11 protein-coding genes and 1 pseudogene are annotated in these 12,344 nt (G+C 70.1%); 8 read left to right on the top strand and 4 right to left on the bottom strand.

Annotated features, from left to right (window positions below; all coding sequences use genetic code 11):
* Positions 1-47 precede the first annotated feature (47 nt).
* Positions 48-992 (top strand): hypothetical protein, encoded by a 945-nt coding sequence (locus tag ACX28W_RS16140; RefSeq protein WP_458999645.1) that lies wholly within the window; start codon positions 48-50, stop codon positions 990-992.
* Between the two features lie 44 nt (positions 993-1,036).
* Here ACX28W_RS16140 and ACX28W_RS16135 read toward each other — a convergent pair whose 3' ends face one another.
* On the bottom strand, positions 1,037-1,447 hold the full coding sequence (locus ACX28W_RS16135) for a Rieske (2Fe-2S) protein (protein WP_458999643.1): 411 nt from the start codon (positions 1,445-1,447) through the stop codon (positions 1,037-1,039).
* A 227-nt stretch (positions 1,448-1,674) separates the two neighbouring features.
* Here ACX28W_RS16135 and ACX28W_RS16130 point away from each other — a divergent pair, with 227 nt between their 5' ends.
* Both ACX28W_RS16130 and ACX28W_RS16125 read left to right on the top strand, forming a co-directional pair.
* Positions 1,675-2,769, top strand: a complete 1,095-nt coding sequence (locus ACX28W_RS16130; RefSeq protein ID WP_458999642.1) for a LacI family DNA-binding transcriptional regulator — start codon at positions 1,675-1,677, stop codon at positions 2,767-2,769.
* On the top strand, positions 2,766-3,677 hold the full coding sequence (locus ACX28W_RS16125; RefSeq protein WP_458999641.1) for a carbohydrate kinase family protein: 912 nt from the start codon (positions 2,766-2,768) through the stop codon (positions 3,675-3,677). Before ACX28W_RS16130 ends, ACX28W_RS16125 begins: the two co-directional genes overlap by 4 nt.
* A gap of 305 nt (positions 3,678-3,982) precedes the next feature.
* On the opposite strand, the gene uvrA is transcribed toward ACX28W_RS16125, so the two are convergent.
* On the bottom strand, positions 3,983-7,039 hold the full coding sequence (gene uvrA, locus ACX28W_RS16120; RefSeq protein ID WP_458999640.1) for an excinuclease ABC subunit UvrA: 3,057 nt from the start codon (positions 7,037-7,039) through the stop codon (positions 3,983-3,985).
* 222 nt (positions 7,040-7,261) lie between these two features.
* On the opposite strand from uvrA, the gene ACX28W_RS16115 reads away from it, so the two are divergent.
* The 3 genes and pseudogenes from ACX28W_RS16115 to ACX28W_RS16105 all read left to right on the top strand — a co-directional run.
* A complete protein-coding gene (locus ACX28W_RS16115; RefSeq protein WP_458999639.1) occupies positions 7,262-7,948 on the top strand; it encodes a maleylpyruvate isomerase family mycothiol-dependent enzyme in 687 nt (228 codons plus the stop codon).
* A gap of 10 nt (positions 7,949-7,958) precedes the next feature.
* Complete coding sequence (locus ACX28W_RS16110) at positions 7,959-8,615, top strand: MBL fold metallo-hydrolase (protein ID WP_458999638.1); 657 nt, start codon at positions 7,959-7,961, stop codon at positions 8,613-8,615.
* Between the two features lie 249 nt (positions 8,616-8,864).
* Positions 8,865-9,067: pseudogene (locus ACX28W_RS16105) on the top strand (ABC transporter permease subunit); the annotation flags it as partial.
* 1 nt (position 9,068) lies between these two features.
* On the opposite strand, the gene ACX28W_RS16100 reads toward ACX28W_RS16105, so the two are convergent.
* On the bottom strand, positions 9,069-9,293 hold the full coding sequence (locus tag ACX28W_RS16100) for a hypothetical protein (RefSeq protein ID WP_458999759.1): 225 nt from the start codon (positions 9,291-9,293) through the stop codon (positions 9,069-9,071).
* A 6-nt stretch (positions 9,294-9,299) separates the two neighbouring features.
* The gene (gene aroQ, locus ACX28W_RS16095) at positions 9,300-9,773 is read right to left on the bottom strand and encodes a type II 3-dehydroquinate dehydratase (protein ID WP_458999637.1); all 474 of its coding nucleotides are present in this window, start codon (positions 9,771-9,773) and stop codon (positions 9,300-9,302) included.
* A 127-nt stretch (positions 9,774-9,900) separates the two neighbouring features.
* On the opposite strand from aroQ, the gene ACX28W_RS16090 reads away from it, so the two are divergent.
* Both ACX28W_RS16090 and ACX28W_RS16085 read left to right on the top strand, forming a co-directional pair.
* Positions 9,901-10,947 carry a S66 family peptidase gene (locus tag ACX28W_RS16090; RefSeq protein WP_458999636.1) on the top strand — a complete coding sequence of 349 codons (1,047 nt, stop codon included), beginning with the start codon at positions 9,901-9,903 and terminating at the stop codon, positions 10,945-10,947.
* 89 nt (positions 10,948-11,036) lie between these two features.
* Positions 11,037-12,338 (top strand): MFS transporter, encoded by a 1,302-nt coding sequence (locus ACX28W_RS16085; protein ID WP_458999635.1) that lies wholly within the window; start codon positions 11,037-11,039, stop codon positions 12,336-12,338.
* The last annotated feature ends 6 nt before the right edge of the window (positions 12,339-12,344 follow it).

Genomic DNA, 12,344 nt, shown 5'->3' with positions numbered 1-12,344 from the left:
CCGACGGTCTGACCAGCCGTTGCGAACATCCATAGAAAGGGCCCCGCATGCGTCACGGCACACAGCACGCGGACATCGCCACGGCGGAACTGGAGACGGCCCTGGCGGGCGGCCCCTTCCATGTCGCGCTGCGCGCCGCGATCGCCGCACGCGGTCTGCCCCTCCAGCGGGTACAGCACCATCTGTCGCGGCACGGGGTCAAGGTCGGGGTGACGAGCCTGAGCTACTGGCAGCAGGGCGCCCGGCGCCCACAGCGCCCCGAGTCGCTGCGCGCCGTACGCGCCCTGGAGGAGATCCTCCAGCTCCCGGACGAGTCGCTGATCCGGCTGCTCGCCAAGGCGGACGAACGCTCCGACCCGCAGCACCCGGGCCGCTCGTACCGCTCGTTCGTGGAGGCCTCCGGCGTCCTGGAACAGCTCCTGGCCGAGCTGGAGTCATCACTCGACGGCGGGCTGCACACCCTCGGCCATCACGAGCTCGTACGGATCGGCGCGCATCGCGAGTTGCTGGCGCGTGAGTCGCACCACATCGTGCGCGCCCACACGGACGGCGTGGACCGCTATGTGGCCATCCACCACGGCGACCCCGGATGCGCTCCGGAGCGGACAGAGGTCCGCGCCATGGAGAACTGCCGCACGGGGCGGACGCGTTGGCACCACGACACCGGACTGCTGGTGGCCGAGTTGCTCTTCGACACGCGGCTGCGCGCGGGCGACACCTTCCTCTTCCGCTACGGCTTCGAGGACGGCACGGCCGGTGCGTCCAGCGAGTACGTACGCGGGTTCGGCTTCGCGGGCGGGCAGTACGCGCTCCAGGTGCGGTTCGCCGAGGAGATGCTGCCCCTGCGCTGCCACCGGTTCACCCAGCACTCGGCGGCGGCACCACGCAGCGGCCGCCAGGAGCTGACGCTGAGCGGGAGCCATCGTTCGGTGCATCTCGTCGAACCGCGGGTCCGGTCGGGCATGGTGGGGATCGGCTGGGACTGGGACTGACCGCTTCCGGTCACCGTCGCGTCACCGTCGCGCCGGCGGCCCGGTCAGGCGCCCGGACCCGCGATGATCTTCCCGCCCTTCGCCTCCACGGACAGCTCCTCCAGCGGGACGGTGGCCGGCGCCTGCAGCACCTTTCCCGTGGCCGCGTCGAACTCGCTGCCGTGGCACGGGCAGCTCAGCGTGGTGCCCTGAAGCTTGTTGATGGCGCAGCCTGCGTGCGTGCAGATCGAGCTGAATGCTTTGAGGGAACCGTTCTCGGCGCGGCTGACCACGACGTTCTGCTCCCGGTACAGCTTGGCACCGCCCTTGGCGATCTCACTCTCCGCGCCCAGCTCGACGGGCGCGGTCGGCCTCGCCGGAGTCCCGCCACCGCCGGCTCCGGCGCACGCGGTGAGGGCGATCCCGGCGATCGGGGTGAGCGCCGCTCCTCGCAGGACGGTACGACGGCCAGGCATGGTGTCTCCACGGGTTGACGCCGGGTGCACGTCGACGATACCGGTACCGATCATTCCGCCTTGAGTGGGTGTGTCGGGTAAGAGGACGGGTGAGGGGGCGGGCAAGGGGGCCGGGTGGAGGAGGGGCGCAGGGGGGCAGTCGACGTAAACGTTTGCGCAAGCGTTTACGTCCGTCGCCTCATGCGATAGGTTCCCGCCCGAGAAGGGCCCCGGGGAGAGGCGGAGCGATGGCAACGATGGTCGATGTGGCGGCGCGCGCGGGGGTGTCCGTGGCGACCGTCTCGCACGTGCTCAACGACACGCGCCCCGTGCTGCCCCACACGCGCCAGGCCGTCCTCGACGCCATCGACGCGCTCGGCTACACACCCAACGCCCTGGCCCGTTCGCTGGTCACCGCACGCACCCGGTCCATCGGGCTCGCGGTGTCGGCGATCAGCAACCCGTACTTCACGGAGATCTTGCAGGGCGTCGAGGCCGGCGCTCTGGAGCGCGCCTACGGCCTGCTCATCGCCGACCCGCACGACGACCCGCAGCACGAGCGGAAGGTCGTCCAACTGCTGCACGAGCGACGCGTCGACGGCATGATCGTCGCGCCCTCGGCCGATCCGGAGGCGCTCCTGAACTACCTCGGGCAGCACGCCGTACCGACCGTGGTCCTGGACCGACTGGTCGACGCCCCGGCCGATCATCCCTTCCGCTTCGACCAGATCTGCGCCGAGAACGCCGAGGCCATGGCGCAGCTCGTCACACACCTCGCCGAACAGGGCCACCAGCGCATCGGACTGATCGCGGGCCGGCCCGGGCTCAGCACCACGACCGAGCGGATCTCCGGCTACCGCCACGGCCTCGCGAGCGCCGGACTCCCCTACGACGAACGGCTCGTGGCACACGGCGACTCCGAGGCGGAGGCCGCCGAGCGTGCCACCGCCGGCCTGCTCTCCCTCGCGGTGCCCCCCACCGCACTCGTCACCGCGAACAACGTGATGACCATCGGCACGCTGCGTGCCCTGCGCGAGGGCGGTCTGTCCGTGCCGGACGACCTGGCGCTGTGCTGCTTCGACGACTTCGCCTGGGCGGACCTGTTCACACCCCGGCTGACCGCGATCTGCCAGCCCGGCAAGGAGATCGGGGCGCAGGCGGTACGACTGCTCCTGGAACGGCTGGCCGCTCCGCACCGCCCCGCCCGAACTGTGCGGCTCTCCTGCACCTTCGTCCACCGCACCTCGTGCGGCTGCGCCGACACCCCCCGGGACGCCCAGGCCCCCGAGACTCTCCGGAACGCTCAGAACATCCAGAGCCCCACGAAAGGACCCGTGTCGTGATCGTCGTCGCCGGTGAGGCCCTGATCGACCTGGTACCGCAGGGCGCAGGCGCGCTCGTGAGTCTGCGGCCCGCGCGCGGTGGCGGACCGTACAACACGGCTGTGGCATTGGGCCGACTCGGCTCCCCCACCGCCTTCTGCTCCCGGGTCTCGTACGACGCCTTTGGCGAGGCGCTCCTGGGCGGGCTGCGCGAGGCGGGCGTCGATGTGTCCGCCGTGCAGCGCGGTACGGAGCCGACGACCCTCGCGGTCGCCTCCATCGGCGCGGACGGCTCGGCCGCGTACTCCTTCTACGTCGAGGGCACGGCGGACCGCCTGTTCGCGACGCCGGACCGCCTCCCGGACGACACCAGGGCGGTGTCCTTCGGTACCTGTTCGCTTGTCCTGGAGCCCGGCGCGAGCGCGTATGAGGAGCTGATGCGGACCGCCGCCGCGCGCGGCGTGTTCACCGCGCTCGACCCGAACATCCGGGCCGGGCTGATCCCCGACGCGGACGCCTACCGGGCCCGCTTCAAGAGCTGGTTGCCGTCGGTGTCACTGCTCAAGCTCTCCGAGGAGGACGCTCAGTGGCTGGGCGGCACCCCGCGTGAGTGGCTGGCGTCCGGTCCCGCGGCCGTCGTGATCACTCAGGGCGGCGACGGCCTGACGGTGTTCACCCGCGACGGCGCCGTCCACCCCGTGCCCGGCGAACCGGTCGAGGTCGTGGACACGATCGGCGCCGGCGACACGGTGAACGCGGCACTGCTGCACGGCCTGGCCGCGCGGGACGCACTGTCTCCGGAGGCACTGGCCGGCCTGGGCCCCGAGGGCTGGACCGACTTGCTGCGGTTCGCGGCCCGCGCGGCGGCGATCACCTGTTCACGAGCGGGCGCGGAACCACCGTACGCCGCTGAACTCGGCGCCCTCTGAGGCCCGTTCAGCCTGTTGGATCAACCGCTGACGGCCCGCGGCGCCCCGGGCAAGTCGCCAGCACGCCGGGGTCGAGGCGACGGGCGAGTTCCGGCGCATCGACTTCGGTAGGGACTTCGGGACCGGGTTGCTCGGTGATGTTGTCAAGGTGCAGTTGGACAGGCAGTTCGTCGCGACGCAGGGGCAGGGCGGCTGACTGTGCAACGGACGGTGCCCCACGGGGAGTTCCCGTGGGGCACCGTATTTCTTGGGACTTGTCAGGCCATGTACGCGTGACCTGGTTCGACCCGGCGCGTCCGGCCGGTTCAGGCTTTGGCGGCCCGTGTGGTCTTCTTCGCGGGGGTTGCCTTCTTGGTGGCCGTAGTCTTGGTGGCCGTCTTCTTCGTGGCCGCTGCCGCCTTCGTCGTGGCCGTGTTGTTGACGGCCTTCGTGGCCGTCCGCTTGGCCGTCGACCTGGCCGCCACCGCCTTCTTGGCCGCGGTCTTGGGCGGGGCCTTCACAGGCTCGGCGTCGCTGATCCGGTCGGCGCCCAGGACCTCGCGCAGGAACTTGCCCGTGTGGCTGGCCGGAACCCCGGCGACCTCCTCGGGCGTGCCCTCCGCGACGACGAGACCGCCGCCGTTGCCACCCTCCGGGCCCATGTCGACGACCCAGTCGGCGGTCTTGATGACGTCGAGGTTGTGCTCGATGACGATAACGGTGTTGCCCTTGTCGACCAGCCCGGAGAGCACCGTGATGAGTTTGCTGATGTCCTCGAAGTGCAGACCGGTGGTCGGCTCGTCCAGCACGTACACCGTGCGGCCCGTGGAGCGCTTCTGCAGCTCGCTCGCGAGCTTGACGCGCTGGGCCTCACCGCCGGACAGCGTCGGCGCGGACTGGCCGAGCCGGACGTAGCCGAGACCGACGTCGTTGAGCGTCCTCAGGTGACGGGCGATGGCCGGGACGGCCTCGAAGAAACCGAGGGCCTCCTCGATCGGCATGTCGAGGACCTCGGAGATGGACTTGCCCTTGTAGTGGACTTCCAAGGTCTCCCGATTGTAGCGCGCCCCGTGGCAGACCTCGCAGGGGACGTACACGTCCGGCAGGAAGTTCATCTCGATCTTGATGGTGCCGTCCCCGGAGCAGTTCTCGCAGCGGCCGCCCTTGACGTTGAAGGAGAAGCGGCCGGGCAGGTAGCCCCGCACCTTCGCCTCGGTCGTCTCGGCGAAGAGCTTGCGGACGTGGTCGAAGACTCCGGTGTATGTCGCCGGGTTCGACCGGGGGGTGCGGCCGATGGGCGACTGGTCGACGTGCACGACCTTGTCCACGAGGTCGTCGCCCGCCACGCGCGTGTGCCGCCCGGGGACGCTCCGTGCGCCATTGAGCTCGCGCGCCAGGTGCGTGTACAGGATGTCGTTCACCAGCGTCGACTTGCCCGAGCCCGAGACGCCGGTGACCGCGGTGAGCACGCCCAGGGGGAAGGACACGTCGATGTCCTGGAGGTTGTTCTCGCGGGCGCCGTGCACCGTGAGCTGACGCCCCGGGGCGGTGGGGCGGCGGAGGTCCGGCAGCGGGATCTCCTTCTTGCCCGACAGGTACTGGCCGGTCATCGACTCGGCGTTGGCGAGCAGCTCCTTCAAGGGGCCGCTGTGCACGACCTTGCCGCCGTGCTCGCCCGCACCGGGACCGATGTCGACGACCCAGTCGGCGACCTTGATGGTGTCCTCGTCGTGCTCGACGACGATGAGCGTGTTGCCCATGTCGCGCAGTCGGACGAGGGTCTCGATCAGGCGGTGGTTGTCGCGCTGGTGCAGGCCGATGGAGGGCTCGTCGAGGACGTAGAGGACGCCGACGAGTCCGGAGCCGATCTGGGTGGCCAGGCGGATGCGCTGGGCCTCGCCGCCGGAGAGAGTGCCGGCCGCGCGGTTGAGCGACAGGTAGTCGAGGCCGACGTCGACCAGGAAGCGCAGTCGTTCGTTGACTTCCTTCAGGACGCGTTCGGCGATCTTCTTGTCGCGTGCGTCGAGCTTCAGCTCGCCCAGGAAGTCCGCGCAGTCGCTGATCGACATCGCGGAGACCTCGGCGATCGACTTCTCCATGACGGTGACGGCGAGGATGAGCGGCTTGAGGCGCGTGCCCTCACAGGTGGGGCAGGGCACCTCGCGCATGTAGCCCTCGAAGCGCTCGCGGCTGGCGTCGCTCTCCGCCTCGCTGTGCCGCCGCTTGACGAAGGGGACGGCGCCCTCGAAGGGCGTGGTGTAGACGCGCTCGCGCCCGTACCGGTTGCGGTACCGCACCTCGATCTGCGTCTTGTGGCCGTGGAGCAGGGCCTTCTTGGCACGCTGCGGCAGACCGGCGAAGGGGATGTCGGTCCGGAATCCCAACGCGTCCGCGAGAGCGCCGATCAGGCGGCCGAAGTAGTCCTTGGTGTGCCCGTGCGACCAGGGGTGGATGGCGCCCTCGTCGAGGGACTTGTCCTCGTCCGGGACGATCAGCTCGGGGTCGACCTCCATGCGCGTACCGATACCGGTGCACTCGGGGCAGGCGCCGAAGGGCGAGTTGAAGGAGAAGGAGCGGGGCTCCAGCTCCTCGAAGGACAGGTCGTCGTACGGGCAGTACAGGTGCTCCGAGTACATGCGCTCGCGCTCGGGGTCGTCCTCGGGGAGGTCGACGAAGTCGAGCACCACCATGCCTCCGGACAGGCCGAGGGCCGTCTCCACGGAGTCGGTGAGGCGCCGCTTGGCGGAGTCCTTCACGGTGAGGCGGTCGACGACCACCTCAATGGTGTGCTTCTCCTGCTTCTTGAGCGTGGGCGGCTCGGTGAGCTGGATCGTCTCGCCGTCGACCCGGGCCCGGCTGTACCCCTTGGTCTGGAGATCGGCGAACAGGTCGACGAACTCTCCCTTGCGCTCGCGCACCAAAGGGGACAGCACCTGGAAACGGCTCCCCTCCGGCAGCTCCAGGACCCTGTCGACGATGGCCTGCGGCGACTGACGCGTGATGGAGCGGCCGCACTCGGGACAGTGCGGCTTGCCGATGCGCGCGAAGAGCAGACGCAGATAGTCGTAGACCTCGGTGATGGTGCCGACCGTCGAGCGCGGGTTGCGCGAGGTCGACTTCTGGTCGATGGAGACCGCCGGGGAGAGGCCTTCGATGAAGTCGACATCCGGCTTGTCCATCTGGCCGAGGAACTGTCGGGCGTACGAGGAGAGCGACTCCACGTAGCGCCGCTGCCCCTCGGCGAAGATCGTGTCGAAGGCCAGCGAGGACTTGCCCGACCCCGACAGGCCCGTGAAGACGATGAGCGAGTCGCGCGGGAGGTCGAGCGAGACATTCTTCAGATTGTGCTCGCGCGCTCCACGGACGATGAGACGGTCGGCCACGCCGGTCCGCACCTTTCTTGAGAGAAGTGACAGGGGCGGGGCCCCCGTCCTTTTCAGACTAGGGGGAGCCACTGACAGCGCCGGTTGCTTTCCCTGGTTCACAACAATCCCGGGCCTTCCAGCATGCCCGACGCCACGCTCGAGCCTATAGCACGCACATTCGATTTGCGGGGGTGGCCGACCACCTTCACCCGAACGTGTGGCGGGGCTAGGGTCGGCCTCATGATTGATCATGTGCGCGACCTGGAGTCTGTACGTGACGCGACCGAACGGCTGCTCAACGCAGCCGCCGCATTGGACAACGCCGCCGTGGCCGAGCCGTCACGGCTCCCCGGCTGGAGCCGCGGCCACATCCTCGCCCACCTCGCCCGCAACGCGGACGCGCTCGTGAACGTCCTCGCCGGGCGCCCCATGTACGTCTCCGGGGACGCCCGCGACGCCGACATCGAGCGGGACGCACCGCGCCCCCTGGACGTACAGGTCACGGACGTGCGCGAGAGCGCGGCCCGCTTCCAGGAGGCGGGGACCGCGCCGGCGGACTGGTCGCGCACGGTGGAGCTGCGGGGCGGAGTCACGGACTCCGCGGCCATGGTTCCGTTCCGGCGGTGGGTCGAGGTCGAGCTGCACCATGTGGATCTGGGGATCGGCTACGAGCTCGAGGACCTCTCCGCCGAGTTCACCCAGCGCGAGATCAACTTCCTCACCTCACGGTTCCTCGGCCACCCCGACGTACCCGCCCTCGTCATCGAGGAGGACGACAAGCGCCGGATCCCCTCCGGCCGTCGCGAGGGCGAACCGGTCATCGTCACCGGCCGGCAGGCCGATCTGCTCGGCTGGCTCTCCGGCCGCCGCGACGGCTCCGGGCTGAGCACCGACGGCGGGCCGCTCCCAGAGCTCCCCCCGCTATAGGCTGGCCGTCATGACGTACAGCGGAGCAGTGAAGGTCGGCGGACCTGCGGACGTGCACGAGTTGCAGGACGTGATGATCTCCAAGGTCGCGGTCGGGCCGATGGACAACAACGCCTATCTGCTGCGCTGCCGGGCCACCGACGAGCAACTGCTGATCGACGCGGCCAACGACGCCGGCACGCTGCTCACACTGATCGGCGACGACGGCATCGCGTCCGTCGTCACCACCCATCAGCACGGTGACCACTGGCAGGCACTCGCGGAGGTCGTGGCGGCCACGGGCGCCCGCACCTACGCGGGCCGGGACGACGCCGAGGGCATCCCGGTGGCGACCGACGTCCTCGTGGGCGACGGCGACACGATCCGGGTGGGGCGCGTGGAGCTCACCGCGCGCCATCTCGTGGGGCACACGCCGGGCTCGATCGCGCTCGTCTACGACGACCCGCACGGACACCCCCATGTGTTCACAGGGGACTGCCTTTTCCCGGGCGGTGTGGGCAACACGCGCAAGGACCCGAAGGCGTTCGCCAGTCTCATCCACGATGTCGAGACGAAGATCTTCGAGATGCTGCCGGACGAGACCTGGGTCTACCCCGGGCACGGCGACGACACGACGCTGGGCGCGGAGCGCCCGCATCTGCCGGAGTGGCACGCACGGGGCTGGTGAACACCGGCTTGGTGACCACGGGGCTCGTGACTACGCACCAGGGGGCGTGAAGTCCATGAACGCGCGCCCCGTGTGAATCGAGCGCGCGCGCCGGTGGCACGCGTGCGCTCCCGGCGCGCGCGGTGCCGCAGTCCACTGGAGGCAGCCCCGCACAGGACGACGGCTCCTGTTGCGGAACGGGCCGTCGGCCTATCGATCCCCGCCCTCGACCGGCGGCCCCGGCAGGATGCTCGCCGGCCTGCGACAGGCCGCGCGGGCATCGAGTCCATCCACCCCTCGCAGCGCGCCGCGGCCCGCCCGCTCGGCCTCACCAATCGGCAGGCCCTGCGGTACGTCGTTCTCCCCCAGGCCGTGCGCCGCAAGTGCCTCCCCTGCTCAACGACTTGGTGTCCCTCCAGAAGGACACCGGGCTCGTGTCGATCGGCGGCGCGGTCGACACGATCGCTGCGGCCGTCACGCGAGAACTCGCCGAAGGTGCCCGTAGGCGTGGCGCCGGGCGCCGAGCACTCCCGGCATGCCGAGTCGGTAGAACGTGGGCTGTATCAGGACGCAGCCACCGGGTGCTTCGGTGACGCCCACGAAGCGGTCGGCGAGGTCGTGGTCGTCGGGGTCGAACCCGCGGGGTCCGGTGCCGTGCGGACCCGCGTGACACCCGCCATCGACAATCGGACTCCGCAAGTCCGCTTACGCCTCCGCCTGCCCCGTCCCCGCCAGCGCGGCGACCCGCTCCACCGCGAACGCGTACCCCTGCACTCCGCACCCCGCGATGACTCCGTCGGCCCGCAGCGAGACGTACGAGTGGTGCCGGAACTCCTCGCGCTGGTGAATGTTGGAGATGTGGACTTCCAACACCGGCAGCCCGTCACAGGTGTTGAGCGCGTCCAGGATGGCGACGGAGGTGTGCGAGTAGGCGGCCGGGTTGATCACGATCCCGGCGTGGTTCAGGCGCGCCTCGTGGATCCAGTCCACCAGCTCGCCCTCGTGGTTGGACTGGCGGAAGTCCACCGTGCCACCGTGCGCGGCCGCCGCCTTGGCACACAGGGCCTCGACGTCGGCGAGCGTGTCGGAACCGTAGATCTCCGGCTGCCGTTGTCCGAGAAGGTTCAGGTTCGGCCCGTTGAGAATCATGATCGGGGCGTTGGCGAGGGTGCGGGGCACGGTTCCTCCGGTCCTTCCAGGTCGGCCGGCCCTTTCAGGACCGGTCCTCTGCCGGTCCTTTCGGACCGCTGCTCAGACCCCGGTTTATCACGGTGCGGCGGGCGCTGACGGCCCGTACCCTCCCGCCATGACGACACCCTCGTATCCTCCCAAGCCTTCGCCGGGCGACCGGATGGCGGTGATCTCACCGTCCTCGGGGCTGCCGGGGCTGTTCCCGCTCCCGTACCAACTGGGCCTGGAACGGCTGCGCACGGAGTACGGCCTCGAACCGGTCGAGTACCCGACGACCCGCAAGATGGGCGCGACGCCGCGCGAACGCGCCGACGACATCCACGCGGCGTTCGCCGACCCGACGATCAAGGCGGTCATCTCGTCGATCGGCGGCGACGACCAGATCACCGTGCTGCCGCTGCTGGACCGGGAGTTGATCCGCGACAACCCGAAGCCGTTCTTCGGGGTCAGCGACAACACGAACCTACTCGCCTACCTGTGGAACGCCGGAGTCGTCGGCTACCACGGCGGCTCCGTGATGTGCGAGTTCGGCCGCCCCGGTGCCATGGACCCGCTGACCGCGGAGTCGCTGCGGGCCGCGCTGTTCACCTCCGGTCCGTACGAACTGCGCCCCGCCGACCGCTTCACCGACGTCAACAGCCCCTGGGAGGACCCGGCGACCTTCGACCGCGAGCCCGCCACTGAACCCGGTGGAGGATGGACCTGGCACCGCCCGGACCGCGTGATCGAGGCCCGCTCCTGGGGTGGCAATATCGAGATCCTGTCGTGGCTGCTGATGGCCGACCGCGAGATCGCGCCCGACCCTTCCGTGTACGACGGTCATGTGCTGTTCCTGGAGACCTCGGAGGACATGCCGAAGGCCGACGAGGTCTTCTGGATCCTTCGGAGCATGGGTGAGCGCGGCCTGCTGCGGCGCTTCCCGGCCCTCCTGATGGGCCGCCCGAAGGCGTGGTCGTTCGAGCGGCCCAACGGCGCCGAAGCGAAGGCCCGTTATGTGCGGGAGCAGCACGAGGCGGTACTCCGGGCCGTCGACATGTATGCCCAGGACATGATGGTTGTTCTCGACGTGGACTTCGGTCACACCGATCCGCAACTCGTCATCCCTTACGGGGGCACGATCCGCGTGGACGGCCCCGCCCGGCGCATCACGGTCACGTACTGACGCGGGCGCGCGGCGGTCGCGTACCGAAAGAAGACCGAGCCCCCCACGCGCCCCCGTAACCCACAGTCACCGTGGGTAGTTGACGCGGCATGCACGACGTACGCACCGTAAGGGCGCCCTCCATGCTCCGGCTCGCGGCCGCCTCGCTCGCCGGGACGGCCATCGAGTTCTACGACTTCTTCGTCTACGGGACCGCGGCCGCGCTGGTCCTCGGGCCGCTGTTCTTCCCGACGTTCTCGCCGCTGGCGGGGACGCTGGCGGCCTTCGCGACCTTCGGCGTCGGGTTTGTCGCACGCCCTCTCGGTTCGGTGCTGTTCGGGCACATCGGGGACCGGCGCGGGCGGCGACCGGTGCTCGTCGCCTCGCTGTTGCTGACCGGTGCGGCGACCGTCGCGGTCGGCTGCGTACCGACGTACGAGTCGATCGGTGCGGCCGCTCCCGTGCTCCTTCTCCTGCTGCGCTTTCTGCAGGGGCTGGGGCTCGGCGGGGAGTGGGGCGGGGCGGTGCTGCTGACCGCCGAGCACGCGCCCGCCGAGCGGCGCGGGCTGTGGTCGAGCTTCCCGCAGATCGGTCCATCGCTGGGGTTCGTGCTGGCCAACGGGGTGATGCTGGTGTTGTCGGCGACGCTGTCCGACGCCCAGTTCGCGTCGTGGGGATGGCGGGTGCCGTTCTGGGCCGCGGGGGTGCTCGCGGCGGCGGGGCTGTGGCTGCGCAGCTCGCTCGCCGAGAGTCCGCGATTTCTGGAGATGCGGGACCGTGCGCGTGTGCCGCTCGTCGAGGTGGTGCGCGACCACTGGCGGCTCGTCCTGCTGACGGCCGGTGGACTCGCGGTCGGCTACGCGGTGTTCTACGCGGTGACGACCTGGGCGCTGGCTTACGGCGTCGAACGGCTCGGTGTGAGCCGTACCGTGATGCTGGCCTGCATCATGGCCGCCGTGGTGGTGAAGGGCTCCCTGACGCCGCTGGTGGCCCTGCTCGGCGACCGCTACGGGCGGCGTCCGCTGTGCCTGGCGGGCTGTATCGGCGCGGCGCTGTGGATGTTCCCCATGGTCGCGCTGCTGTCGACCGGCGAACCTCTGCTGATGTTCCTCGGCTTCCTTGTGGCGCTGCTCGCGTTCATCACGATGTTCGCCGTGATCGCCGCGTATCTGCCGGAGTTGTACGAGCCTCGGGTGCGCTGCACGGGCGCGGCCGTGGGCTACAACCTGGGCGGCGTGCTCGGGGGTGCGCTCACGCCTCTCGTGGCGACGGCGCTGGCCGACGGAGAGCGGGTTCCCTGGGGTGTGGCCGCGTATCTGACGGGTGTCGCGCTGCTCAGTCTGGGGTGCTTCGCGCTGCTGCCGGAGACCCGGCCGGTGCCCCGTCTGGCGGTCGCACCGGCCACTGAGTGACCGTCG

It is taken from the genome of Streptomyces sp. SD15, from assembly GCF_054462255.1.
This window is presented reverse-complemented; position numbering and strand designations above follow the sequence as displayed.

Coding starts and splice junctions, on each gene's coding strand:
- ACX28W_RS16135 (WP_458999643.1), bottom strand. CDS start 1,447: ATGCCTGGCCGTCGTACCGTCCTGCGAGGAGCGGCGCTCACCCCGATC.
- ACX28W_RS16085 (WP_458999635.1), top strand. CDS start 11,037: ATGCACGACGTACGCACCGTAAGGGCGCCCTCCATGCTCCGGCTCGCG.
- ACX28W_RS16115 (WP_458999639.1), top strand. CDS start 7,262: ATGATTGATCATGTGCGCGACCTGGAGTCTGTACGTGACGCGACCGAA.
- ACX28W_RS16110 (WP_458999638.1), top strand. CDS start 7,959: ATGACGTACAGCGGAGCAGTGAAGGTCGGCGGACCTGCGGACGTGCAC.
- ACX28W_RS16130 (WP_458999642.1), top strand. CDS start 1,675: ATGGCAACGATGGTCGATGTGGCGGCGCGCGCGGGGGTGTCCGTGGCG.
- ACX28W_RS16090 (WP_458999636.1), top strand. CDS start 9,901: ATGACGACACCCTCGTATCCTCCCAAGCCTTCGCCGGGCGACCGGATG.
- ACX28W_RS16140 (WP_458999645.1), top strand. CDS start 48: ATGCGTCACGGCACACAGCACGCGGACATCGCCACGGCGGAACTGGAG.